This is a genomic window from Bradyrhizobium sp. LM2.9 (assembly GCF_054056555.1).
This window is the reverse complement of sequence record NZ_JBSRYJ010000002.1, coordinates 1,568,252-1,593,664: the sequence shown is the minus strand read 5'-3', so window position 1 is coordinate 1,593,664 and position 25,413 is coordinate 1,568,252. Positions and strand designations below refer to the sequence as shown.

18 protein-coding genes and 5 pseudogenes are annotated in these 25,413 nt (G+C 64.2%); 14 read left to right on the top strand and 9 right to left on the bottom strand.

Annotated elements, in window-relative coordinates; translation table 11 throughout:
- Window positions 1–26: 26 nt before the first annotated feature.
- Window positions 27–2,878 (bottom strand): annotated as a pseudogene (locus tag ACVWW3_RS08920) (beta strand repeat-containing protein).
- A gap of 198 nt (window positions 2,879–3,076) precedes the next feature.
- Here ACVWW3_RS08920 and ACVWW3_RS08915 point away from each other — a divergent pair.
- On the top strand, window positions 3,077–3,610 hold the full coding sequence (locus ACVWW3_RS08915; protein ID WP_456671937.1) for a class I SAM-dependent methyltransferase: 534 nt from the start codon (window positions 3,077–3,079) through the stop codon (window positions 3,608–3,610).
- A 245-nt stretch (window positions 3,611–3,855) separates the two neighbouring features.
- Here ACVWW3_RS08915 and ACVWW3_RS08910 read toward each other — a convergent pair whose 3' ends face one another.
- The 3 genes and pseudogenes from ACVWW3_RS08910 to ACVWW3_RS08900 form a co-directional block, all read right to left on the bottom strand.
- Window positions 3,856–4,347, bottom strand: coding sequence for a hypothetical protein (locus ACVWW3_RS08910; RefSeq protein WP_456652042.1), 492 nt, complete (start codon window positions 4,345–4,347; stop codon window positions 3,856–3,858).
- A gap of 166 nt (window positions 4,348–4,513) precedes the next feature.
- The gene (locus tag ACVWW3_RS08905; protein ID WP_354046958.1) at window positions 4,514–4,966 is read right to left on the bottom strand and encodes a DNA polymerase III subunit chi; all 453 of its coding nucleotides are present in this window, start codon (window positions 4,964–4,966) and stop codon (window positions 4,514–4,516) included.
- A 6-nt stretch (window positions 4,967–4,972) separates the two neighbouring features.
- Window positions 4,973–6,473, bottom strand: a pseudogene (locus ACVWW3_RS08900) (leucyl aminopeptidase).
- 340 nt (window positions 6,474–6,813) lie between these two features.
- On the opposite strand from ACVWW3_RS08900, the gene lptF reads away from it, so the two are divergent.
- The 10 genes and pseudogenes from lptF to ACVWW3_RS08850 all read left to right on the top strand — a co-directional run bounded on the left by lptF (window position 6,814) and on the right by ACVWW3_RS08850 (window position 17,253).
- The gene (gene lptF, locus ACVWW3_RS08895) at window positions 6,814–7,983 is read left to right on the top strand and encodes an LPS export ABC transporter permease LptF (RefSeq protein ID WP_247346345.1); all 1,170 of its coding nucleotides are present in this window, start codon (window positions 6,814–6,816) and stop codon (window positions 7,981–7,983) included.
- A complete protein-coding gene (lptG, locus tag ACVWW3_RS08890) occupies window positions 7,980–9,077 on the top strand; it encodes an LPS export ABC transporter permease LptG (protein ID WP_247443439.1) in 1,098 nt (365 codons plus the stop codon). The genes lptF and lptG overlap by 4 nt, the downstream gene beginning before the upstream one ends.
- Window positions 9,077–11,566 (top strand): LPS-assembly protein LptD, encoded by a 2,490-nt coding sequence (locus ACVWW3_RS08885; RefSeq protein WP_456671936.1) that lies wholly within the window; start codon window positions 9,077–9,079, stop codon window positions 11,564–11,566. Before lptG ends, ACVWW3_RS08885 begins: the two co-directional genes overlap by 1 nt.
- A gap of 68 nt (window positions 11,567–11,634) precedes the next feature.
- Entirely contained in the window at window positions 11,635–12,561 is a 927-nt protein-coding gene (locus ACVWW3_RS08880; RefSeq protein ID WP_247443437.1) for a peptidylprolyl isomerase family protein, read from the top strand.
- Window positions 12,561–13,577, top strand: coding sequence for a 4-hydroxythreonine-4-phosphate dehydrogenase PdxA (gene pdxA, locus ACVWW3_RS08875; protein ID WP_456650297.1), 1,017 nt, complete (start codon window positions 12,561–12,563; stop codon window positions 13,575–13,577). The genes ACVWW3_RS08880 and pdxA overlap by 1 nt, the downstream gene beginning before the upstream one ends.
- Window positions 13,574–14,429: pseudogene (gene rsmA, locus ACVWW3_RS08870) on the top strand (16S rRNA (adenine(1518)-N(6)/adenine(1519)-N(6))-dimethyltransferase RsmA). Before pdxA ends, rsmA begins: the two are co-directional and overlap by 4 nt.
- Window positions 14,430–14,453: 24 nt before the next feature.
- Entirely contained in the window at window positions 14,454–15,512 is a 1,059-nt protein-coding gene (locus ACVWW3_RS08865) for an alcohol dehydrogenase (protein WP_456650299.1), read from the top strand.
- Window positions 15,513–15,693: 181 nt separating this feature from the next.
- Window positions 15,694–15,855, top strand: a complete 162-nt coding sequence (locus ACVWW3_RS08860) for a Flp family type IVb pilin (RefSeq protein WP_456650300.1) — start codon at window positions 15,694–15,696, stop codon at window positions 15,853–15,855.
- Window positions 15,856–15,930: 75 nt separating this feature from the next.
- A complete protein-coding gene (locus tag ACVWW3_RS08855) occupies window positions 15,931–16,167 on the top strand; it encodes a hypothetical protein (RefSeq protein WP_456650301.1) in 237 nt (78 codons plus the stop codon).
- A 333-nt stretch (window positions 16,168–16,500) separates the two neighbouring features.
- A complete protein-coding gene (locus ACVWW3_RS08850; protein ID WP_456650302.1) occupies window positions 16,501–17,253 on the top strand; it encodes a Crp/Fnr family transcriptional regulator in 753 nt (250 codons plus the stop codon).
- On the opposite strand, the gene ACVWW3_RS08845 is transcribed toward ACVWW3_RS08850, so the two are convergent.
- Together ACVWW3_RS08845 and ACVWW3_RS08840 are read right to left on the bottom strand one after the other, a co-directional pair.
- Window positions 17,232–17,516, bottom strand: coding sequence for a helix-turn-helix domain-containing protein (locus tag ACVWW3_RS08845; RefSeq protein WP_456650303.1), 285 nt, complete (start codon window positions 17,514–17,516; stop codon window positions 17,232–17,234). The genes ACVWW3_RS08850 and ACVWW3_RS08845 overlap by 22 nt on opposite strands.
- 98 nt (window positions 17,517–17,614) lie before the next feature.
- Window positions 17,615–18,583 carry a LysR family transcriptional regulator gene (locus ACVWW3_RS08840; protein ID WP_456650304.1) on the bottom strand — a complete coding sequence of 323 codons (969 nt, stop codon included), beginning with the start codon at window positions 18,581–18,583 and terminating at the stop codon, window positions 17,615–17,617.
- A 113-nt stretch (window positions 18,584–18,696) separates the two neighbouring features.
- Between ACVWW3_RS08840 and ACVWW3_RS08835 the strand changes: the two genes are divergently transcribed.
- The 3 genes from ACVWW3_RS08835 (at window position 18,697) to ACVWW3_RS08825 (ending at window position 22,419) form a co-directional block, all read left to right on the top strand.
- Window positions 18,697–19,677: a Bug family tripartite tricarboxylate transporter substrate binding protein gene (locus ACVWW3_RS08835; protein ID WP_456671935.1), complete on the top strand. Its 981-nt coding sequence runs from the start codon at window positions 18,697–18,699 to the stop codon at window positions 19,675–19,677.
- Window positions 19,677–20,288: a dioxygenase family protein gene (locus ACVWW3_RS08830; RefSeq protein WP_456650306.1), complete on the top strand. Its 612-nt coding sequence runs from the start codon at window positions 19,677–19,679 to the stop codon at window positions 20,286–20,288. The genes ACVWW3_RS08835 and ACVWW3_RS08830 overlap by 1 nt, the downstream gene beginning before the upstream one ends.
- Window positions 20,289–21,225: 937 nt before the next feature.
- Window positions 21,226–22,419, top strand: a complete 1,194-nt coding sequence (locus tag ACVWW3_RS08825) for a hypothetical protein (RefSeq protein ID WP_456650307.1) — start codon at window positions 21,226–21,228, stop codon at window positions 22,417–22,419.
- Here ACVWW3_RS08825 and gmk read toward each other — a convergent pair.
- The 3 genes and pseudogenes from gmk to mltG all read right to left on the bottom strand — a co-directional run bounded on the left by gmk (window position 22,352) and on the right by mltG (window position 25,296).
- Window positions 22,352–23,012: pseudogene (gmk, locus tag ACVWW3_RS08820) on the bottom strand (guanylate kinase). The gene ACVWW3_RS08825 and the pseudogene gmk sit on opposite strands and share 68 nt — an antisense overlap.
- A 3-nt stretch (window positions 23,013–23,015) precedes the next feature.
- A complete protein-coding gene (locus tag ACVWW3_RS08815; RefSeq protein ID WP_456650308.1) occupies window positions 23,016–23,903 on the bottom strand; it encodes a YicC/YloC family endoribonuclease in 888 nt (295 codons plus the stop codon).
- A gap of 117 nt (window positions 23,904–24,020) precedes the next feature.
- Window positions 24,021–25,296, bottom strand: a pseudogene (mltG, locus tag ACVWW3_RS08810) (endolytic transglycosylase MltG).
- Window positions 25,297–25,413 lie beyond the last annotated feature (117 nt).

The following is a 25,413-nucleotide window of genomic DNA, read 5'->3' as shown; positions in this document are numbered from 1 at the left end:
CGTTCTCCAGGCCGCAGCGGCTAACGTCAGGCGTGCTGCGGCGGAGCGAGCGTCTGGTTTTGGCCAGCGTGCGGATCGGGCAACGGCATCTCGCCGTGGCCGTCACCTGCCGGGACGAAGCTGGCCGCCATGGCCTGGTTGAGCAGCATCGCGGCCGCCATCGCCGCCCCCCGCCCTGAATGACGACGTTGTTTCCGCTGCCGCCATCGAGAACGTCGAAGCCCCCGCCACCGATCAGCACGTCGTCACCCGCGCCGCCCGTAAGCGTGTCGTTGCCTGGGCTGCCGATCAGGATGTCGTCGCCATTGCCGCCGTTGGCAACGAGCTGGATGCCGCCGTGCAAACCGGATGCCGTGATGACGTCGTCCCCATCGAGGCCGTTGATGACGATCCTGTCGCCGGCGCCGGCATCGGTGATGTTGATGTCCTGGCCAAGCCCCGAGACCGTGATGATGCCGTCGTGCTCGGTCACCGTGATGACATCGTTGCCGCCGGTCGCGTTGATGGTCACCGTATCGGCGGCGCCGTCATTGGCGCCGAGGTCGAGATTGACCTCGTTCACGCCGGTCCCGGAGAGGTCATTGACGGTGATGTTGTCGGCACCGCCGAGGGCTTTGAAGTCGACATGTTCGACGCCGTTCAGGTCCATCGCGATGGCGGCAACGTCGCGCGTGAACAGCACCCGGCCACCGTTGGCCGAGATGTTGATGTTCTCGTTGATGTTGGCGCCGTTGAACGCCAGCGTGTCGGTGCCGTTGCCGCCTTCGACGGTGTCGCTGCCGTCGCCGGGATTCCAGACGAAGGTGTCGTCACCCGCGCCAAGACTGGGCACGTCGTTGCCGCGTCCGCCATTGACGATATCATTGCCGGCGCTGCCGGTGATGGTGTCGTTGCCATCGCCGCCGTTGATGTTGAGGCTGAACAGCTGTCCCGCCCTGATCGCGGAAGCATTGATGACGTCGTTGCCGCCTCCGCCGTTGACACTGAACACGTCACCGGAATCCGCGTGCGCGATCGTCACCTGCGCCGCGAGGCCGTTGACCACGATCGATCCGCCGCTGGTGGCCACCGTGATATGATCATCACCGGCGCTGCCGTTCACGGTCACGCGGTCCGCCGCACCGTCGCCACCCTGGCTGCCGGGGCCGGCACTGAGGTCGACGGCAACCTGGGCGATTCCTGTCCCGGTCAGATCGTTGACGGTGATGTTGTCGGCGCCGCCGGCCGCCGCGATCTGCACGCGCTCGATACCGTCGAGATCCATGACGATGGCGGCGACGTCGCGGGTGAGCAGCGCATGGCCGCCGTTTGCCGAGATCGACATGTTCTCGGCGACATTCGAGCCGTTGAACACCAGCGTGTCCGTTCCCGCGTCACCGAAGACGGTGTCGCTGCCGTCGCCGGGATTCCACGTGAAGATGTCGTCGCCCGCGCCGAGGAGAGCCACGTCGTTGCCGCGGCCGCCGGTGACGTTGTCGTTGCCATCGCCCCCGATCAGGGTGTCGGCCCCCTGACTGCCGGTGATGGTGTCGTTGCCCGCGCCGCCGTCGATGGTCAGCCCGATCGCCGCCGCGAGCAGGGATGCATCAATGACATCGTTGCCGCCGAGCGCCTGGATCACCAGCCGGTCGTTGGCAGCCTCTGCATTTGCGATCGTCACGACCTCCGGCATCCCCGTGACGGTTACCGTTGTGCCCGTGGCTGTGACTTCGATGTGCTGATTGCCGCCGGTGCCGCTGACGGTCACCGTATCAGCCGCACCGTCGCCTTGCGTCCCTCCGGGCGTAGCTCCGAGATCGACTAGGACCTGCTTGACGCCGGTGCCGGTGAGATCGCCGACAAGGATGTTGTCAGCGCCGCCGCGCGCATCGAATTCGATCTGCTCGATGCTGTTGAGGTCCATCGTGATGTTGGCAACGTCGCGGGTGAAGCGCACCCGGCCGCCATTGGCCGATATGTTGATGGTCTCGTTGATATTGGCACCGTTGAACAACAACTTGTCGTTGCCCGATCCGCCCTCGACCGTGTCGCTGCCGTCGCCGGGATTCCAGATGAAGGTATCGTCGCCCGATCCAAGCTCGGCAACGTCGTTGCCGCGTCCGCCATTGACGATGTCGTCGCCGCTACCGCCGATCAGGAGATCGTTGCCGTCGCCGCCGGTAATCCTGTCGTTGCCGGCGCCGCCATCGAGCGTCAGCGAAATCAGGCTGCCGAGCCCGTTGCCCGCGGTGATGACATCGTCGCCGCCGCCGGCGTGCAGGACGAGATTCTCCGTCGTGCCGATGTCGAGCGAAAATGGCGCCGCGCCCGTCCCGTCGAACCGCACCCGCGTGCCGTTCGCCGTGATCGTGAACGTCTCGTCGCCGTTGCTTCCGTTGACCTTAGCCGTATCATTGCCCTCACCGCCCTCGAACAGGTTGGTGCCGCCACCTGGATTCCAGATCATGAGATCGTCGCCGGTCTCGCCAAACAACTGGTTGTCGCCGCTGCCGCCGTCCAGCGTGTCGTTACCCGCGCCGCCGAACAGCAGATCGTTGCCGCCGCCGCCGTTGATCACATCGTTGCCGCCCTGACCAAACAGAAGGTCGGCCCCCGAGCCGCCCGTGATCCTGTCATTGCCGTCACCGCCGAAAATGTGCACCGCGGGCATCGGGCCATGGCATTCGTTGACGGTGATCGTGTCGTCGCCGCCTTGACCGAAGATGTCGATCTCGCTGGTGTTGGCGACGGTGGGGGCGCCACCGATTGGCGTCACAGACCCGTTATTGATGAGAATGCGGCCTGCGTTATTGCGGCTGATCACGACGCCGTTATTGGCGCTATCGCCGAAAATGGTGAGTTGGCCCGTAACCGGGGAAAAAACAGAGGTAGTAGACATTCAAAATGATCCTTCGGTCGATCTAGCCCCACCCCTCCACGTAACAGCCGCGAACATGACATTCTTGAACCGTTGCTTGAGACGCGCGTGATTATTCTGGAGATTTCGTCCAGATTTGCTTCGGGGCAGTTTTCGACAGCGGATGCGAAGGCTCTCTCATCACGAATGGCCTGATCACGGATCACGCGTAACGACCCCGTGATTTTCAAACGCGCGCGGAAGAACCGCGGCTCGAGACAAGCGCGCAGTTTGACTTGGGTGGATGTCGGTTGCGGCAAGGGCGCGTTCACTGAGCTCCTTGTTGCGAAGTCCGCCCCTTCGTCCGTTTGCGCGATCGATCCGTCCGACGGACAGATTGCGACTGCACGCCGGAAATTATCAGCAAAGCAGGTCGAGTTTTCGATTGGCGATGCGATGGCACTTCCCTACGACGTCAACCGCTTCGACGTCGCGGTGATGGCGCTGGTGCTGTTCTTCGTCCCGGACGCGCACAAAGGTGCCTCGGAAATGGTCCGCATGGTCGCATCCTACACCTGGGATATCTTGCGGAGTGGCTCGCCCACGCAGCCCTTATGGGAGGAGATGGACGCTCTCGGCAAACCTGCACAGCGCCCACCGAGTGCGGATGTATCACGATACGAGGCGCTCAAGGCGCTTTGGGCGAAGCTCGGCATCCGCGATGTCGAAACTCGCGAACTGGTCGTCGAGCGAACGTTTGCGAATTTTCGATGACTACTGGCTGTCGATGGTCGTCAGCAGCCCGGCCGGCGTATTGGGAAGGCTGTCGGAGACAGGGAGCGCGGAACTCAAACGCCGGCTACAGGCAAGATTGCCGGCGAGCGCGAACGGAGAGATCACCGTTCACGCCTCGGCCACCGCAATCAAGGGATGCAAAGCCGCTTGACGATGCGGACGAGCATGGGCGGCTGATCGCATCGACAGCCGCAACCAGCTTCGGGGCAGAAGGCCGACCCGTGTTACGCCGCCGATTTCTTCTTCGGCTTCGGCTTGGCAGCCTTCGGCACAACCGGTGCCTCCGGCGTGCCCTCGATCGAGGACAGGCGGCCGGCCGTGAAGGTGTAGATGCCCGCGCGCGGACCGGTCGTCCACGTCACGACCGCGACGCGCCTGCCGGCGGCATCAGCGGAGAGGTTGACGTTCGAGGGCGCGCCGATGCCTCGCACCACGTCGCATTCGGTGTGGCCGAGCGCAACGGTGCCCCCCATGGGCGCCGGCGCCGTCGTGGACGCATTGGCATCAGCCGGCCCGGGCTGCGGCGCCATGCCGGCACAGCCTCCGTCTGCACTGACCAGATCCTCGGCCCCAACCGCCCTGTTGGGGGTCAGCGGCGGCGACTCAATCGAGATGTTCCGGATGAACATGCGGCTGGGCGTGTTGAACCACTGGGCGTCCCTGGAGAACACATCGGTCCCAGAGCAGCCCGCGACCAGCGGGGCTACGGCAGCCAACGCAACTATGAGCGAGCCGGGAAGCTTTTGATGTCGCACGATAAACTAAATTCCCCGTGTGAAGGATCGACCCTAAGCGTTTGTCCCAACATCACTTTGCGGCACGAAGGTGACCAAAGCCATCATCGTCCGAAAAGTGCAAATTATCATTAATTGCGCGCGACCGCTAATTTCGCTTCTGCCACCGGCCCCGTTCGTCGGCCTGCCAATAGGTGACATCAAATCCCCGCGCCTTGCAATCCGTCCAGGCGCTGCGGGCAAATGCAAGCGCGTCCGGATCGTCGCCGTTGAACAGCAGCACCATGCGCTCATAGCCCTGGGCGTCCTGCGGCAGCGCGGCGTTGTCGACGAGGAAGCGGACATTGGCGCCGTTCGGATTGTCCTCCTCGACCGCCAGCACGATCGGCTGATCGGCGGCGTCGCTCACCCGCCATGTCGCGTGCGGCAAGAAGGAATCGTCGCGGTAGGTCCACAAGTGCGCGTCGAGCGCATCCGCGCGCTCCGGCGAATTCGACTGCACCACGACGCGCCAGCCGCGCTCAAGCGATTTCTCGAGAAGCGGCGGCAACACGTTCTCCACCGTCATGTTTTGCAGATGATAGAACAGCACTTCAGTCATCTTGGGTCATTTCCGCTCGTAATGGTCGGCGACCAGACGGTCGAGCAGACGGACGCCATAGCCGCTTCCCCAGCTCTGGTTGATGTCGGTTTTCGGCGCGCCCATGGCGGTGCCGGCGATGTCGAGATGCGCCCAGGGCGTGCCGTCGACAAAACGCTGGAGGAACTGCGCCGCGGTGATCGAGCCGCCGTGGCGGCCGCCGGTGTTCTTCATGTCGGCGAACTGGGAATCAATCAGCTTGTCGTATTCGGGGCCGAGCGGCAGGCGCCAGACCTTTTCGCCGCTCTCGATGCCGGCCGCCAGCAGCCGCTCGGCAAGCTCGTCATTGTTGGAGAACATGCCGGCATGGTCGGTGCCGAGCGCGACCACGATCGCACCGGTCAGCGTCGCCAGATCCACCATGAATTTCGGCTTGGTTTTCTTGGCGACGTACCAGAGCACATCGGCAAGCACCAGGCGGCCTTCCGCGTCGGTGTTGATGATCTCGATGGTCTGGCCCGACATCGAGGTGACGATGTCGCCCGGGCGTTGGGCGTTGCCATCGGGCATGTTCTCGACGAGGCCGATGGCGCCGACGACGTTGACCTTGGCCTTGCGTGCCGCGAGCGCATGCATCAGGCCGACGACGCAGGCCGCGCCTCCCATATCGCCCTTCATGTCCTCCATGCTGCCGGCCGGCTTGATCGAAATGCCGCCGGTGTCGAAAGCAGACGCCCTTGCCGACGAAGGCAACCGGTGCCTCACCCTTCTTGCCGCCGTCCCAGCGCATGATCACGGTCCGGCTCGGCCGCGACGAGCCCTGGCCGACGCCGAGCAGCGCGCCCATGCCGAGCTTGTCCATCGCCTTGACGTCGAGCACCTCGATCTTGACGCCGAGCTTGCGGAGCAAGCCTGCGCGGCGCGCGAACTCCTCGGGAAAAAGCACGTTCGGCGGCTCGTTGACGAGGTCGCGCGCAATGATCACGCCGTCCACGATCGCACCGGCCGATGCAAACGCCTTCTTCGCGGCGGCGGCATCGCCAACGGCAAGCGAGATGTCGGCGCTGGAGCCGTCCTCCTCGCCTTCCTTCTTCTTGGTCTTGTAGCGGTCGAACTTATAGCTGCGCAGCCGCAGGCCCGAGGCGATCGCAACCGCCTGCTCGCTCGTCATGGCGCCATTGGGCAGTTCCGCCATGATGGTCATGGCCGCGGCTCCGGCGGGAAGCTTGCTCGCCGCCACGCCGCCGAATTTGAGGAAGTCGTTCGCCTTCAGGCCGGCCGCCTTGCCGGCACCGATCACGATCAGGCGGGTGGCCTTCACCCCCTCCGGCGCCAGGATGTCCAGCGCGGCGCCGCTTTTGCCTTTGAAGGCGGCGGCGGAGGCGGCCCGCTTCACGAGTTCGATGGCCCCGCCGAGCGCCTTGACGGTCGCCGGGCCGAGCTTCAGACCGTCGTCGCAGAACACGACCACAATGCCACGGACGGCGGTAGACAACGGGACAATGCCGACCTTGATGGCATCGGACATAGGTAACTCCTCCAAAACATGGGGCTTTTTGCCGATCGGCGGTCCCGGCCACGGGCCGGAGCTGAACGGCGATTCACTGAGTCTGCCGTACTATGGGCTAGGGGCCCGGCAGATGCCAAGCACCCCCGTGGCCGCGAGGCCACAACGAGGGAAATGTTAACCATATGTTGAGGGTGCCACGGGGCGGCCATTTTGTTGAACGGATCAAAGGGATGGTAGTGAGAGAGTAAGCTGCTGGAAGAGACGGTTGGCCGACCTTGGGGATCCCCTCGCGGGGATGGGTTGGACAGCCGAAATTACGGCCGACGTTGGGGACTTGGTGGGATTCGTGCGGTAGCGCATGGGGTCAATCGACAGGTATATCTTCCGCACGACGCTCGCGTCGTTTGCGCTGGTCCTGGTCAGCCTGACGGGCGTGATCTGGATTACGCAGGCGTTGCGCGGCATCGACCTGATGACGAGCCAGGGTCAGACCATCCTGACCTTCCTCGGCATCACCAGCCTCGTCGTGCCCGCGCTGGTCCTGATCATCTCGCCGATCGCGCTGATGATCGCGATCTCGCATACGCTGAACAAGCTCGCGACCGATTCCGAGATCATCGTGATGAATGCCGCCGGCTTCTCGCCGTTCCGGCTGTTCTATCCGTTCTTCTACGCCACCTGCGTGGTGGCGCTGCTGGTCGCCTTCATCGCGGCCTATCTCGCCCCCGACGGCATGCGGCGGATCAAGCAGTGGGACGCCGAGATCACTGCCGACGTGCTCACAAACATCCTCCAGCCTGGCCGCTTCGCCCAGCTCGACAAGAACCTGACGATCCGGATTCGCGAACGTCAGCCCGGCGGCATCCTCGCCGGCATCTTCATCGACGACCGCCGCGATCCGAACGAGCGCGTCTCGATCGTCGCCGAGCACGGCGAAGTCGTGAAGAACGACACCGGATCGTTCCTGGTGCTGGAGACCGGCAATCTCCAGCGCTTCGAGGCTGGCAAGCGCGATCCCGCGCTGGTGGCGTTCGGCCGCTACGGCTTCGACATGTCGAAGTTCTCGGGCCAGGGCCGCGACGTCGCCCTCGGCATCCGCGAGCGTTATCTCTGGGAGCTGCTCTCGCCGTCAGAAGACGACCCCGTCTACAAGCAGATTCCCGGCCAGTTCCGCTCGGCCTTGCATGACAGCCTGTTGGCGCCGATCTATCCGTTCGCCTTTGCCGTGCTGACCTTTGCGTTCCTGGGGGCGCCACGCACCACCCGCCAGAGCCGCAATTTCTCGATCGGCTCCTCGATCCTCGCCGTGTTCGGCCTGCGCATGGCCGGCTTCGCCTGCTCGGTGGTGGCCGTGAAATCGCCGGGCGCGGTGCTGGTCCAATATGCGATGGTCTTTGGTGCCATCGGCATCGGGCTGGCGATCATCATCGGCGGCCTCGTGGTCGAACCGCCGCCGCGCCTCATGGAGGCCATCAACAGGTCGAACGCGCGCATCGCGCGGCTGTTCGGACGGCCGGCTACCGCATGAGCATGCTCACCAACACACTCGGGCGCTATTTCGCCGGCCGTTTCGTGGTCGCAGCGCTCGGCGTGTTCGCCAGCATTTTCCTGCTGCTGGTGCTGGTCGACTACATCGAGATGGTGCGCAAGACCTCGGGCCTTGCATCCGCCTCCGCGGTCATGGTGGCCGAGACCTCGCTGTTCCGCGTGCCGCAACTGTTGGAGAAGCTGACGCCGTTCTGCATGCTGATCGGCGCCATGACCTGCTATCTCGCCCTCTCCCGCCGGCTCGAGCTCGTGGTCGCGCGCGCCGCCGGCGTCTCCGCATGGCAATTCATCTCGCCGGCGCTCGGCAGTGCGCTGCTGATCGGAGTGATCGCCACCGTCGCCTACAATCCGATGTCGGCCAATCTGCGCGAACTCTCCAAGCGCATGGAAGCCGAGCTGTTCGGCTCTGCGCCCGGCGGCGGCATTCAGGACGCCTCCGGTTTCTGGCTCAATCAGGTCACCAATGACGGCCAGACCATCATCAACGCGGCGCGCAGCGAGCAGCAGGGAGTCCGGCTCACGGGGCTCACGCTGTTCCGGTTCGACACGGAGCAGCACTTCAAGGAACGCGTCGAGGCGCGCGAGGCCACACTCGAGAGCGGCCGTTGGCTGTTCAAGGGTGTCCGCCGCTTCTCGCTGGATTCGCCGCCGATCGACCAGGCCAGCCTGGAGATTCCGACGACGCTGACCGAGGCACAGGTCCGCAACAGTTTTTCCACACCCGAGACTGTGTCCTTTTGGCAACTACCGAGCTACATCCGTTCCTCCGAAAGCTCGGGCTTCGCGACAGCCGGATACCGACTCCAGTATCAGAAGCTTCTGGCGCAGCCGTTTTTGCTTGCAGCAATGGTGATGCTAGCGGCCTCCGTGTCGTTGCGCTTCTTCCGGATGGGCGGCGTACAGAAGATGGTTTTGAGTGGCGTGGGCGCAGGCTTTCTGCTCTACGTTTTGTCGAAAGTGACTGAAGATTTGAGCAAGGCTGAGTTGATGCATCCGATCGCTGCGGCGTGGTTGCCCGTGGTGGTGGGCGGCCTCACCGGCTTTTTGGCCTTGCTGTATCAGGAGGACGGATAGTGACGGCCGTCCACCAAGGACCCGTGTCTCGTTGGACGCGGCGCACATTGGTGCGCGCGAACGGGTTCGGCTTGTCCATTCGCAGGTTCCTGCTTGCTTTCGCCGCCGTGGCATCGCTCGGTGGCCTGGTCGACGTTGCCGTCGTGGCGCCGGCCTCCGCCCAGGGCTTCACCTACAATCCGCTGCCGCCGCGTCCGAAGCCGCCGAAGGTCGCCAACGACAACCAGATGCTGGTTCAGGCGACCGAGGTCGACTACGACTACAACAATTCGCGCGTCTCCGCGGTCGGTAACGTCCAGCTGTTCTATAACGGCACCAGCGTCGAGGCCGACAAGGTCATCTACGACCAGAAGACCAAGCGGCTCCATGCCGAAGGCAACATCCGCATGACGGATGCCGACGGCAAGATCACCTATGCCGAGATCCTGGATCTCTCCGACGATTACCGTGACGGTTTCGTCGATTCGTTGCGCGTGGACACGGCCGACCAGACCCGCATGGCGGCGAGCCGCTCCGATCGCTCCAGCGGCAACTACACGGTGTTCGAGAACGGCGTCTACACCGCCTGCGCGCCGTGCAAGGACGATCCGAAGAAGCCGCCGCTGTGGCAGGTCAAGGGTGCGCGCATCATCCACGACCAGCAGGAGAAGATGCTGTATTTCGAGACGGCGCAGCTCGAATTCTTCGGCGTGCCGATCGCCTATATGCCCTATTTCTCGACGCCCGACCCGACCGTGAAGCGCAAGTCCGGCTTCCTGATGCCGGGCTTCACGTCGAACACGCCGTTCGGCTACGGCGTCGAGGTTCCGTTCTACTGGGCGATCGCGCCCGACATGGACGCGACCTTCAACCCGCGCATCACGTCCAAGCAGGGCGTGCTATTCCAGGCCGAGTTCCGCCAGCGCCTGATGGACGGCGCCTATCAGATCCGCGTCTACGGCATCGACCAGCTCGATCCGAGCGCGCTCGCCGGCCAGCCCGGCGACAAGCAGTTCCGCGGCGCCGTCGACACCAAGGGTCAGTTCGCGCTGAACGACAAGTGGGTCTGGGGCTGGGACGGCGTCCTCATGTCCGACTATTACTTCTTCTCGGACTACCGGTTGTCGCAATATCGCGATCCGTTGGGCTCGTTCCTTTATCTGCCGACGGATGCGCTCTCGCAGCTTTATCTGACCGGTGTCGGCAATCGCAGCTTCTTCGACGCGCGCACGATGTACTGGCTGAGTTACTCGGGCAACCAGAGCCAGGTGCCGGTCGTCTACCCCGTGATCGATTACTCGAACGTGCTGAACTATCCGGTGTTCGGCGGCGAGTTCAGCTACAAGACAAATTTCGTGAACCTGTCGCGTGACACCGCGGTGTTCGATCCGATCACGACGCTCGCCAACACCAACAGCCTGTGCACGACGACGTCGGCCGATCCGCTCGCGCGCACGCCGTCGCAGTGTCTGCTACGCGGCTTCCCGGGCACCTACACCCGCCTGACGGCCGAAGCGCAGTGGCGCAAGTCCTACACCGATCCGTTCGGTGAAATCTGGACTCCGTTCGCCATTCTCCGCGCCGACGCGATCAACTCCTCGGTCTCGAACCAGCCGGGCGTGTCGAACTATCTTCCCGTCGGCGACACCCAGGCATTCCGCCTGATGCCGACTGTCGGTCTCGAATACCGCTACCCGTTCATCAACATTCAGCCTTGGGGCTCGACCACCATCGAACCGATCGCGCAGGTCATCATCCGGCCGAACGAGACCTATGCCGGCAAGCTCCCCAACGAGGACGCCCAGAGCATGGTGTTCGACGCCTCGAACCTGTTTAGCGTCGACAAGTTCTCCGGCTATGACCGCGTCGAGGGCGGCGGCCGCGCCAATGTCGGCGTGCAGTCCACCACGCAGTTCGACAAGGGCGGCGCCGTCAAGGTGCTGTTCGGCCAGTCCTACCAGCTGTTCGGCATGAACTCCTTCGCAGTCCAGGACTCCATCAATACCGGCGTGGATTCCGGCCTGCAAAGGCCGCGCTCCGACTATGTGGCGAGCGCCGCCTACTCGCCCAACAGCACCTATACGTTCAGCGTCCGCTCCCGCATGGACGAGCAGACCTGGAACGTCCAGCGCTTCGAGGCGGAAGGCCGCGCCAACTTCAATCGCTGGTCGATCAGCATGCTGTACGGCAATTACGCGGCGCAGCCGGAACTCGGCTATCTGACCCGCCGCGAGGGCATCCTGACGTCGGGCTCGATCAAGGTCGCGGCCAATTGGGTGGTCACGGGCTCGGCGCGCTGGGACCTGGAGGCCAACAAGATCAACCAGTATGTGCTCGGTGCCGGCTATGTCGACGATTGTTTTGTGCTCGGCTTGAACTACGTAACTGCGTATAGCTATTCCGCGGGCTCGACGCCGCCCGTGCTGAACCACGCGATCATGTTCCAGATCGGCCTGCGCACGCTGGCGAATACATCGACGGCCAGCAGTTCCGGCGGCGGCCTCCAGTGAACGGTTTGAAGTGACGGCCGCGTGTTCCCGATCGCAGGATCACCGCGGCTGACATGCGAGCGACAAATATGACGATGCCATTGCCTGTCTTCCGCCTCCTCCTGGTCCTCGCCGCCCTGCTTTTGGCCGGCACGCCCTCGCGCGCGCAGAACATCGTCGTGATGGTCAACGGCGATCCGATCACCGACTTCGACATCGAGCAGCGCTCCAAGCTCGACCAGCTGACGACGCAGAAGATGCCGGCCCGTCAGGACGTCATCAACGAGCTGATCGACGACCGGGTGAAGCTGAAGGAAGGCAAGAAATACGGCGTCGATCCCGGCGTCTCCGACATCAACCAGTCCTACGAGGGCATGGCGCAGCGCATGCGCATCTCGCCGGACCAGCTCACCAAATCGCTCGAAATCAAGGGCGTCCGCCCCGAAACCCTGAAGACCCGCATGAAGGCCGAGATGGTCTGGACAAGCCTCGTGCGCGGCCGCTTCAAGGAGAAGCTGATGGTCGGCGAGAAGGACGTCGCGCAGGCCGTGCAGGCCCAGACCGGCGACAAGCTTCAGATCGAGGGCACCGAATACAAGATGCAGCCGATCGTGCTGATCGTGCCGCGCGGCTCGTCGCCGGCGTTCCTGGAGACGCGGCACAAGGAAGCCGAGCAATATCGCTCGCGCGTCGGAAGCTGCGAAGAAGCCAATTCCTTGTTCCGTTCCACGCCGAACGCCACCATCCGCGACACCGTCACCAAGACCACGGCGGAGCTGCCCGAGGCGCTGCGCAAGGTGCTCGACGACACGCCGATCGGCCACCTGACCGCGCCCGAGGCGACCAAGGCGGGCATCGAGATGGTGGTGCTGTGCTCGCGCAAGCCGACCATGATCGACACGCCGAAGAAGCGCGAGGTCCGCGAGAAGATGTATCAGGAGAAGTACGAGAAGACCCAGAAGACCTATCTCGATGACCTCCGCAGGGCCGCAATGATCGAATATCGCAACCGCTGATGGCCAGGCAGCCAGCCAAGCCCCTCGCCCTGACGCTGGGAGAGCCTGCCGGCATCGGCCCCGACATCGCCATCGCAGCCTGGCTCAAGCGCCGCGAACTGGACCTGCCCGCCTTCTATCTGCTCGGCGACGAGGCGCTGATCGCCCGCCGCGCCGAGGCGCTCGGCGCCGACGTCAGGATCGCCTCGGTGAGCGCCAGCGGGGCCTTATCCGTCTTCGCCGAGGCCCTGCCCGTGGTTGCGACCGGCGAGCCCGCGAGCGCTGAGCCCGGCAAGCCCGACGCATCGAGCGCCCCGGCCGCGCTCGCCTCGATCCGCCAGGCGGTCACTGACGTCCGCGAGGGTCGCGCCGGCGCCGTCGTCACCAACCCGATCGCCAAGAGCGTGCTCTACCGCGCCGGCTTCCGCCATCCCGGCCACACCGAATTCCTCGCCGAACTCGCCGCGGAAGACGGCCGCGTGCCGCAGCCGGTGATGATGCTGTGGTCGCCGCGGCTCGCCGTGGTGCCCGTGACCATCCACGTCTCCTTGCGCGATGCGCTGGCCCAGCTCACCAGCGAGCTGATCGTCTCGACCGTGCGCATCGTCGCAACCGAACTGAAATCCCGCTTCGGTATCTCGAATCCGCGCATCGCGATCTCCGGCCTCAATCCGCATGCGGGCGAGGACGGTTCGCTCGGCCACGAGGAGCAGACCGTGATCGCGCCGGCGCTCAAGGCGTTGCGCAGCGAGGGCATCGAGGCGAAGGGACCGCTTCCTGCCGACACCATGTTTCACGAAGCCGCGCGAAACAGCTATGACTGCGCCGTCTGCATGTACCACGACCAGGCGCTGATCCCGATCAAGACGGTGGCATTCGACGACGCGGTCAACGTCACGCTCGGCCTGCCCTTCATCCGCACCTCGCCCGACCACGGCACCGCCTTCGACATCGCCGGCACCGGCAAAGCCAATCCGGCAAGCCTGATCGCGGCGTTGAGGCTTGCGAGTCGGATGGCGGCTGCGAAAATCCGATGAGCGCGATCGACGACCTCCCGCCGCTTCGCGAGGTCATTCGCCAGCACGATTTGTCGGCACGCAAATCGCTCGGCCAGAATTTCCTCCTCGACCTCAATCTCACCGCGCGCATCGCCCGTGCGGCGGCTCCGCTCGAGGACTCCACCATCGTCGAGATCGGTCCCGGCCCGGGCGGACTGACGCGCGCGCTGCTCGCGCTCGGCGCCAGACGCGTCATCGCCATCGAGCATGACGAGCGTGCGATTCCTGCCTTGCAGGATATTTCCGCGCGCTATCCCGGCCGTCTGGAGATCGTGCATGGCGACGCCACAACCTTCGACCCGCGCCCGCTGCTATCAGGCGAACGAGCAAAGATCGTCGCCAACCTGCCCTACAACATCGCGACCCACCTTCTGATCGGCTGGCTCACCACCGAGCCCTGGCCGCCCTGGTACGACATGATGGTCTTGATGTTCCAGCGCGAGGTCGGCGAACGCATCGTGGCGCGCGAGGACGAAGAGGCTTTTGGCCGGCTCGGCGTGCTCGCCAACTGGCGCTGCGAGACCAAGATCCTGTTCGACATCGCGCCGTCCGCCTTCGTGCCGCCGCCGAAGGTTCACGTCTTCGGTCGTGCGGCTGACACCGCGCGAACAGCCTCTCGCCTGCGACCGCAAGCTGCTCGAACAGGTCGCGGCCGCCGCCTTCGGCCAGCGCCGCAAGATGCTGCGCCAGAGCCTGAAGTCGCTCGGCGCCGATCCCGCGCGGCTCGCCGCAGCGGCCGGCGTCGATGCGACGCGGCGCGCGGAGACCATTCCGATTTCCGGCTTTGTTGCCATGGCGCGTGAATTGGCGGATATACGAAACGAAAACTAAGATAGAAATTCCGGAGGAAGAAATATGGCGTTGATGCGTCGGCAGTCCCTGGTCAAGTTCGATGCGCCGCTGTGCGAGACCATCGTTGACACGCCAAAGCCGACAGGGCGCGAGGTGCTGGTGCGCATCGAGCGCTGCGGCCTCTGCCACTCCGATCTGCACATCCAGGACGGTTATGCCGATCTCGGCGGCGGCAAGAAGCTCGATACCACGCGCGGCATGACGCTGCCCTTCACGCTCGGCCACGAGATCGCCGGCGTGGTCGACGAAGTTGGTCCGGAGGTAGCGACCGGCCTCCTAGGTCACAAGAAAGCGGTGTTTCCGTGGATCGGCTGCGGCCAGTGCCGCGACTGCGCCAATGGCGACGAGAACCTCTGCGCCAAGCAACGCTTTCTCGGCGTCTCCATCGACGGTGGCTTCGCCACCCACGTGCTGGTGCCCGACGCGAAATATCTGCTCGACTATGACCCCCTGCCCGTCAACCAGGCTGCGACCCTGATGTGCTCCGGCGTCACCGCCTACGGTGCGCTCAAGCGCCTGGTCGACCGTCCGCGCCAGCGCAACCTCCTGCTGATCGGCCTCGGCGGTGTCGGCATGATGGGCCTTTCCTTTGCGGAGGCCATGTTCAAGCAGCCGATCTCGGTCGCGGACCTCAGCAGCGCCGCGCGCGAGACCGCGCTGAAGAACGGCGCGGCGGTGGCTTACGATCCGGCCGAGCCCGACGTGGTCAAGCGCATCCTCAAGGAGACCGAGGGCGGCTTCGACGAGATCGTCGATTTCGCCGGCAACGAGAAGTCGATGGCCTTCGCGGTCGCCGTCGCCGCGCGCGGCGGCAAGATCGTGGTCTCCGGCCTGATGGGCGGCCAGTTCACGCTGCCGATGGTGCAGTGGGTCTACAAGCGCATGACCATCGAGGGCTTCATGGTCGGCACGCTCACCGAGGCCCGGGAGCTGATGGCGCTCGCCCGCGCCGGCAAGATCAAGCCGACGCCGATGCGCGAGGAGCCGATGGGCGACGTCCAGACATGGATCGACGAATTGCGCGCCGGCAAGGTCGTCGGCCGCATCGTGCTGAAGAATTAGCGACGCAAGGATCGAGCGGTCGTGGCGGCGGGATCGATCTCCCGCCGCCCGCTTTGATGATCGCGATTGACGCAAGGTGTGGTTCCGAATTGGGGAACCCACCGCCCGCGGATATGGTCCTCGCCAGCTCCTTCCTGGAATTCTGGCAAGACAATTCTCGCAAGACAATTCTCGCAAAACCATGCAGACCATTCGCCGCCTCCTCGCTGGCGAATCCGGCGCCACCGCGATCGAGTACGGCCTGATCGCCGCCAGCATCGCGCTCGCGATCATCGCCGTCGTCAACAACCTCGGCTCGACGCTGAACAAGAAGTTCAGCGCGATCAGCACCTCGCTGAAGTAAGGCGGACACCCGCGTTCGTTCGCGGCACCTCGCCTTGAGCGCGGAACGTCGGCGGCCGCCTTGCGTTGGCAGCGCATGTCCATTCGTTGCACCGTCGAAAGCGCATTCTTCATCGCCTGGAGCTTCCTGGAGCAGAGCGGAGAGCTCGGCCCTCCGGACGAGTCCGCGAACGTCCTTCTCGACGCCATCGAAGCCCAGCTCAGGACCGGCGAACGCCGCCAGTTGATGCTCGCCAACAAGGCGATCGATGCCTATCGCGCGCATTCAGCCAAAGTGCGGTCCGCGCACGACTGCGAAGCCCGCTTCGGGTGACGAACCTCGCCGCCGCCCTCGGGGTTGTCGGCTCCGGCGGCGTACAGGTATAGGCCGGCGGTCCGTCGGGCGGAGCGCGCGGGGTGCGTCGCTCCGCAACGAGGACGCTACGCCGATCCGCGTGCCTGCTGTGTGCACTCCTGCACAGAGTTCTTGAAGTTGAATGCCTCCGGTTCGGCCGCGCCACGCGGCCCCGCCGACTTCCGGATTCCGCAAGCCAGAGGCCAAATTTTCAACGCCCGAAAAACGCCTTGTGTGCACTTTGGAACCGTCGGCCCCGTCACGGAAACGTAGGGTTCTGGCTGGTGCCGATTCCCGGCCAGAGCAAGTCATGTGACCGGTCGGCCCCAGAACGATCTTCTCCTGCGGCTCAGTTATCCGGATTTCGAGCTGCTCGCGCCTCACCTCCAGCCGGTCGAACTCGAGGCAAGCCACATCCTGCATCACGCCGGCGACGAGATGACGGCCGTTCATTTTCCTTGCGGCTCCACTCTGGTGTCGTTCGCGGTGCCGGTCGAGGACGATCGCGAGGTCGAAAGCCTGCTGGTGGGGCACGAGGGCGCGGTGGGCATTGCCGCCGGCCGCAGCGCCTCGCTCGCCTATTCGCGCATCGTCGTGAAACTGGGCGGCACCCTGATGCGGCTGCCGCTGCGCGCGCTCGAGCAGACCCAGCAGAGGTCGGCCACGCTCCATCAGGTGTTCTCGCGCTATGCCGACTGCCAGTTCGCGCAGCTGCTCCAGACCGCGGCCTGCAACGCCGCCCATTCGATCGAGCAGCGTGCCGCCAAGTGGATCATCTCGGCACAGGAGCACATCGGCGGCCCCGAGATCCCCTTCACCCACGAGCAGCTCGCCGGCATGCTCGGCGTGTCCCGCAGCTATGCCAGCCGCGTCATCCAGATGTTCAAGGCGAGGCGGATCCTCGCGACCCGCCGTGGCGCCATCCTGATCCTCGACGCGCCGGCGCTCGAAGCCAGAGCCTGCCGTTGCAACGATTGGGTGAAGAAGCATTTCGACGAAGTGCTGGGCGGGCGCCATCTGCCGACGGCTGACACTTTGCGGCCTCACGCTGGCGGCGGCGACTGACGCTTGAGGTGCAGATAGATCGGACTGAAGTCTCCGAGCCGCTGCAATTCGCGCCATTTCAGGACGATCAGCTCGCTGTCGCGCAAGTCCATGGTCCCACTCCGCCTGAGGTCGGCGAGCGTCCGGTTCACCGTCACGATCGCCATGCCCAACGTCTCGCCGAGCTGCGCCAAGCTGATCGGCAGACGGCAGCGATTGCCGCGGACGAGCTGCGCGGCGCGGGCGCGGTAGAACAGAAGGACCAGAACGTCTCCAGCCTTCACGCTCAGGATTCGCCCCTTGATTCCGCCGCACTCGATCCTGGCCGTGCCGCGCGCAGGAGCGGAACGACGCGATGTAACAGAAGCAGAAGAACAATCGGTCAATTCCGTCGATTGGGCGAGGCGTTTCGCTTACCTGCGAGCCGCTTCGCTACCTCTCGAGCGCACTCGACGAGCAGCCGCTGAGCAGGGTTTGGCGTTCTGCCCTTAAGCGCAACGATCCCTACCGGCCACATCTGAATAGGCATTTCGACGGGTAAGACCTTCATCGACAACCGCTTCGCGCTGAAGTGCAACATCGATGCCGGAAGGAAACTCAGGAATCGTTCCGACGAAAGCAACGCCGACTGCATAAGGATCGAATACACGGTTACGCTGGCACGTGGCACCTCCAGTCCGGAGGCGTGAAATGCGTGGGCAATCCAGCCGCCCGGAAAACTTTCGCGCGGCGGCAGGCACCAACGCTCGTTGACCAGCTCGTCGAGGCGGATCTTGCGCCGCCGCACCCATGGACTGTGCAAGCCTGCAACAACGACACCGCTTTCGTGCAACAGCACCTCAACATCGGTATCGGCAGCCGGCGTCGAGCTCGGCAGGCGCCCTATCATGAGGTCGATGTCGTGATTGCGCAGATGGCGATCCTGAAGCTCAGGCGGTTCGCCCTCGATGATGTGAAGCGCGAGCCTCGGGTATTGCCGGGACAGCCGGTCAATAATGGCGGGCAGTAATCCAGCCATCACGGGCTCGGTGCTGCCAATGCGCAATTCACCCATCGCGGGATCAGCTAGCGATTGCAGTTCGTCCACGCCGCTCCGCAAATCGTTGCACAACGCAATGCTACGCTTGAGTAAGGCCTTGCCATAAAGCGTGGGCTCAACACCGAACCGGCTGCGCTCTAGGAGCGGAAGGCCGATCGTTTGCTCCAGGCTCGCGATCATCTTGGATATGACAGGCTGTGAAATGGCAAGGTGCTCGGCCGCTTTCGCCATGCTCCCGTATTCCACGACGGCGATAAACACGTTCAGCTGCCGCAGCTTGATCCGATGGCTAATCTGGGATGCATGGAGCATGCGATCCTTTCCAAAATGGAATAGAAGTATCGGAAAATAGAACTTTTCATATATAGGTCTGCAGGACAAGCTCCAATCCGCGGTTACCTCCACCGCCAAGGTTTGGAGCAGCCATGTCGAACATTTATGTAGCCCGTCGCACCTTCCTGCTCGGAAGTCTCGCGGGATTGTTGCTGCCCGGGAAGGTCGTCGCGCAACCTTATCCGTCCAATCTCATACGGATTGTCGTCCCTACCGGTGCGGGCACACCGCCCGACATTATCAGCCGCATGGTCGCCGACGAGCTCGCGGCCAATGAAGGCTGGCGGCTTGTGGTGGAAGATCGCCCGGGTGGGTTGCAGACCATTGCCATGAACGACGTGAGCGGCCGTCCGGCGGACGGCTATGCACTGCTGACCATGAGCCTTCCGATGACAGTCACTCCGTCTCTGCTTCCGAAGGCGGATGTACGGCCGGATGTGGATTTCGATCCGGTGATCAAGATATCGAAATCCTACACTGTGCTCGTTACAACGCCTTCCTTGCCGGTCGGCTCGCTGTCCGATCTGGTGGCGCTGCTCAAGAGCAAGCCGGGGAAGCTCAATTTCTGTTCCGCCGGCTTCGGCACTCCGTCGCATCTCATCGGCGAAATGTTTGCATTGCAGGCAGGCGTGCACGCCACTCACGTGCCCTACCAGCAGTTCTCCCAAGCAATCACCGATCTGATGAGCGGCAACGTCCAATACATGTTTGTCACCACGCTTCCAGTTATTGACCTCATTGCGACCGGCAAGTTGCGAGCGCTTGCCGTCACAGCCCCCACGAGGATCGCTGCCCTGGGCGACGTTCCCACTGTGGTCGAGGCAGGCCTTCCCGACATGGTGACAGCCGATTGGATCGGCTTTGCAGCCAAGCGTGGTACGGCTGCAGAAATAACGTCGCAGCTCAACAAGGCAATTAACAAGGTCCTTGTCGAACCGAAGATCCACGCCGCGCTCGACAAAATAGGAGCCGTAGCCGTGGGTGGCACCGCTGCAGAATTTGGTGAGGGAATCCGGACTGACATCGCCCACTGGGCCAAGGTCGTGAAGGATGCGGATATCAAGCTACCTTGATGAGCCAGACCACATCCAAAACCCAAACAAGTGGCCGCGATGCAGCAGCATTGGCGATCACGCCGCCGCAAATTGTCGGCCCGTTCTATCCGGTCTCACAGAGCCCCGATCTGGCAACCGATCTGGCGCGTCCAAGCGGCAGCACCGCTGAGGCACTGGGCCAACTCATCCATGTCAGCGGACGTGTGCTCACGCGTTCGGGAGCGCCGGTGCCGCATGTACGCATCGACATCTGGCAAGCCAACGCAGCGGGGAAATATCGTCATCCAAGTGACATCAACCCGGCGCCGCTCGATCCCAATTTCAAAGGCTTCGCGCGTCTCACAACGGATGCGGCCGGGCACTACAGCTTTCGTACGGTCAAACCGGGTCGCTATCCGACGGCAGAAGGCGACGTCAGGCCACCGCACATTCACCTCGCCGTCGAGGGGCGGTTCGATTGCCTGGTAACCCAGCTGTATTTCGCTGGCGAAGGAGAAAACGTGACCGACCGCTGGCTCAATGCGGCTCCGCATCCGGAAAGGTTGATCGTTACTCTGCAAGATTCGCCATCATGCCTTGAGAGGCATGCGTTGGTCGCGCATTTTGACATTGTTCTTGCCAGCGGATGACAAGCGGTTTCAGGTGGCTCCAAGCCCGATTTGGGTCATTCGCGACCGGGCTGACGCGTCGGGCAAAACACCCCGTCAAGCCCGCCGCGTAAAAAGATTTCACTTTTCCGAATTTCGGATTTGTGGCATACAGCACTGATCCTGGCCCTGCCAAAGGGGCGCTCGCGATCGTCACGACATGCGGGCCGGGTGGCGGTGGACGCGGCAGCGACGGCGCGGGCGGCGTGATGACAGGGCGGGCAACCGTGAGTCCTCACGCGACGCGGTACGACACGGCGCTGGAGAGCGGGCTTGTCGATTGTCAGGGGTGAGCACACGCAAGCCCTTGACGATCAGGCGGGACCGTCCGCGGACGGAGAAGTCGTGTGGTCCTGACGCCCGGGGTCTGTGCGTCAAGTCCAGCGGTGATGTCGCTGCCCGACCGGGCGTGCGCATCAGTCATCCGCAGGGCGACGGGGGCAATAGTGCATCGCTCCCCGGGGAGAGCACGAAGGACACCGTTAAAACCATCCGCGCAGGGAAGGCCGGGCGATCGGCCACCCCATCGGTCCACCCCGTGTGCACTCTTGTCGCGCACGGACCAACGGGTGCCGCCGGCGCCCGGCCTTCCCTGCGCCCTTTGGCCTCCATTGGGCGATGAACAAAAGCAAGACTCGGGCAAAACCTGCCGCGGGAACCCGCAACCATGCTCCCTTCCCGGCTCTCGCCCCTCGGTGCCTGCAGCGGCTTCGGACCCTTCCGCCGCTCGGACGGCTGCGGCGGAACCGAGACCTTGAGCAAGCAGTCGCAGCGAAAAAGTCTGATTCCGCGGCGGAACGAATGCCGCGCAGGCCCGATTCAAGCCACATCCTCTCCGGATTCGCGGCTCATTGCCACCCAAGTCTTTGACGACAAAGGGAAGGTAACGAGTTGCGTCAGGCGTAATCGGGAGACCAGGATGGGCAACCGCACCGCAAAGTTCATATCCGCCCTCGCGGGCAGCATCATTGCCGGCGCGCCTTTGGCCGCCGTATCGCAGAATGCACCGACGGCACCGAGCACGGCAAATGCCGCGAGCGACTGCCTTGCCTCGCCAAAGGGCGCCGCGCCGCAGGGCCAGCATTGGCACTATCGCCTCGAGCGCGGGACCAAGCGGCAGTGCTGGTATCTGCGCGCCGAAGGCGGCAAGGCCACACAAACCGCACGGGTTGCGGCCGATACGCCGACAGCAGATTCAGCCGCGCCGCAGCAACACCCGGTGCAGGATGCGCGCGCCGAATATCTGACGCCGCAGAGCATTGCCGCGCCGAAGACGCCGGCGGCGCCGATGCAACAAGCTGCGAGCCCCTCCGCTGACACCAACGCGCAGCAGCCCGCCGTCGACGCGCGCTGGCCCGATGCCTCCGCGGCGTCCGTCACGCCCGCAGTGCAGCCATCGCCCGCCCCTGTCGCGGCTGCCGCGCAGCCGAGCGCGAAGCCGGCGAAATCCCCTGCTCCGATGGCTCTGGCTGCGGCCGACAGCTCCGCCGACAAGCCGACCGGCTCACTCCAGATGCTGCTGCTCGCGATCGGCGGCGCGCTGGCACTTGCCGGCATCCTCGCCAGCATCATCTATCGGTTCGCCGGCGGACGCGGACGCGTCCAGGCCGCCGACCATCGCCGCGTCAACTGGGACAATTTTGAGCCGCACGATCACGACGACGGCCGCGCGCCCTGGCTCAAGGCAGCGCCGGCCGGCGCGCCGCGCGCGCAGCAGCCGCGCCCGGTCGATTTCGATGCCGTGCGTCCGCAGGCCGCGCCGCTCAAGACGGTACAGCTCGCCGCGATCGATCGCGAGATCGATGTGATCCACGCACGAGCACCGCAGGCCCGCGACGAGGCCGCAGCGTTCGACGACGCCGACATGTTCAACGGAGAATTCGAGATCGAGGCCGCAACGCCGCGGCTCGCGGCCAACGACGTCACTGACGATGAGCCGGCCGTTCGCGATAATGGTGTGCAAATCGAGGACGCTGTCGACGTCGACGTGATCACGGCGATGCTGGAACGGCTGGCGCAGGAAGGGCCGCGGCTGAGGCAGCCAGCTATTTCTCGAGCTGATTACGTAGACCCCGCACGAAGCCTTCAAGTCCGACCTGGCGTTCGCGCTTAAGCTGCTCGGCGCGAAGGATCGAACGCACAGCCTCGAATGCGAGGCCAATGTTGTCGTTGACAACGATATAGTCGTAAGCGTCGAAGTGGCTCATTTCGTCGCCCGCTTTTTTCATGCGGCCGCGGATGACCTCATCTGAATCCTGCGCACGCGTATGCAGGCGCTGCTCAAGTGCAGCAACCGACGGCGGAAGGATAAAAACGCTAACGACATCCTTTCCTGAACGATCGCGGAGTTGCTGGGTCCCTTGCCTAATCGATGTCAAACAACACATCGTTCCCAGACGCTAGCGCAGCATCGACCGGACCTCGCGGTGTGCCATAACGATTCCCGAAGACGTGAGCCGATTCCAGTAGCTCACCAGCCTGCACCATCGTTTCGAAGCGTTTTTGATCGACGAAGAAATAGTCCTTCCCATCGACCTCGCCCGGCCGCATCGGCCGCGTTGTCGCGGACACCGACATCTGGAGACCTGGAGTCTCCGCAATCAGCATGCGCGACAGCGTCGTCTTGCCCGCGCCCGACGGCGAGGACAGCACGAACATCAATCCACGCCGCTCGACACCGTCAGTTCCGTGACCGCCAATCGTCATCGATCACTCCAGATTCTGGACCTGCTCGCGAAACTGCTCGACCACGTTCTTCATGGCGAGCCCCGTATTGGTCAGTTCGATGTCGTTCGACTTCGAACAGCAGGTGTTGACCTCGCGGTGAAACTCCTGCGCCAGGAAGTCGAGCTTGCGCCCCACCGGGCCGCCCTTGCCGATCAGCTCGCGCGCCTGCGCGATGTGCGAGGCGATGCGGTCGAGCTCCTCGCGGATGTCGGCCCTGGTCGCGATCAGGATCGCCTCCTGCATCAGGCGGTCGGAATCGAAACGGTCTGAAGTGTCGAGCAGCGTCGCGATCTGCTCGGCGAGCCTGGCCTTGATCGCCTCGGGCTTGCGGCCGGGCGCGGCCTCGGCTTTTTTCGCAAGCTGCTCGACCTCGTCCACCCGCTGGATCAGGATCTGTCCCAGCGAAGTCCCCTCGCGCTTGCGCATCTCGACGAGTTCGGCGAGCGCCTTGTCGAAGGCGTCGGCGGCCGCGGCGCGCGCGGCCTTGTCCTCCTCCTCGTCGCCCTCGGGCTCGGCGACCTCAATGACACCCTTGATGGACAAAAGCCCGTCGACGCTTGGTGCGACTGCATCGACCTTGCCGGCGATCACGGCGGCGGCCTTCAGGACGGCGTTCAGCACGTCGTCGTTGACGCGGACCGTGGTGGCGGCATTGGCGCGCTTGACGGTCAGATTGGCGTAGACGGTGCCGCGCGAGAGCAGCTCGGCGGCGCGTTTCTTCGCATGGGCCTCCAGCTCGTCGAACCCTTGCGGCAGCCGCACGCGCAGGTCAAAGCCCTTGGCGTTGACCGACTTCAATTCCCATTCGAACGTATACGGCCCGCTCGCGCCGTGGCTTCGGGCAAAGCCGGTCATGGACGACAACGCCATCAGGTCAATTTCTCCAGAAGCACGGGATTCGCGGGGCCATCAAGCCACGCGAATCTTAAGACTATTTTGCAGGAAAGTGGAATGCGCAAAGTCCCGTGGGCAGGTCTGCGCGCAGGTCTAGCGCTGGACCACCGGGGGCGAGGGCTGCACCGCGCCTTGCCGGGCCGGCGCCGGACCGGCGGGGCGAACCGCCGGCGGCTTTTTCTGCTGGTTGGGGCGCGCCGGCGTGGTCGCCGTCGGCGTATCGGCGGCGCCGGGCGCGGCGGCGGGCCGGCGGCTGCGCATCCTCGGCCGGCTCGACCGTGTCGTTCTGGATCTGCTTTTCCATCGCGCGCAGCTTGGCGACGTTTTTCTGGTGCGCGTCGTAGGTCTCGGTGAAGGAATGCCCGCCGGTGCCGTCGGCGACGAAATAGAGGTCGCGGGTGCGCGCCGGGTTGGCGGCGGCCTCGAGCGAGGCTCGGCCGGGATTGGAGATCGGCCCCGGCGGCAGGCCTTCGATCACATAGGTGTTGTAGGGCGAAGGCTGCGTGATCTCGCTGCGCTTGATCGGACGGCCGAGCGTGCCCTTGCCGCCGACGAGGCCATAGATGATCGTGGGATCGGACTGCAGCTTGATCCGCTGCTTCAGGCGGTTGACGAACACCGCGGCGACGCGGCTGCGCTCGTCGGGCTTGCCGGTTTCCTTTTCGACGATCGAGGCCAGCGTCACCAGTTGCTCCGGACTCTTGACCGGAATGTCCTGATTGCGGCGCTCCCATATCTCGGTCAGCACGCGCTTGTGCGCCTGCTGCATGCGCTGGACCACCTGATCACGTGGCGTCCCGCGCGGGAATTTGTAGGTCTCGGGCAACAGCGTGCCTTCGCGCGGCAGCTCACGCACGCTGCCGGTGAAGATGTCGTTGTCGGACAGCCGCGCCACGATCTGCTCGGAGGTCAGGCCCTCCGGTACCGTCACGGCATGCTGCACCACCTTGCCTTCGACGATGGTGGCGACGACGTCGCGCAAGGATGCGTTTTTCTGGAACGAATACTCACCGGGCTTGAGATCCGAACTCGCCTTCAGCGCAGCGACACTGGCGATGAATACCCACGGATTGACGTCGGTCACGCCTTCCCGGTTCAACGTCTCGGCGATGTCGCGCTTGCCGGCGCGCTGCGGGATGTTGACGATCTTGTCGTCCTTCAGCGGTCCCGGCGCCTCGAGCACTTGCCGGCCGTAATAGTACACGCCGCCCGCACCGATCATCGCGATCAGCAGCAGGGTGATGATGGCGTTGCCGATGATCACGAAGGGATTGCGCGCGCGGTCCGATCGCTTCGGCGGCGGCGGGACCTGCTCGGGCTCGAGCGCTGCCCGCGGACTCCGGGGCGAAATGGGCGGCCTTTCACTCATCGAAGCAACCTGAATCCTGCCGGTTCAATTGCGGCCTGACAATCGCTTGTCCGGCCAAGTACACGCGCCCACTTGTATGACTATCGCCGAATACGGCAAATCGGTGGATTCGTCGAA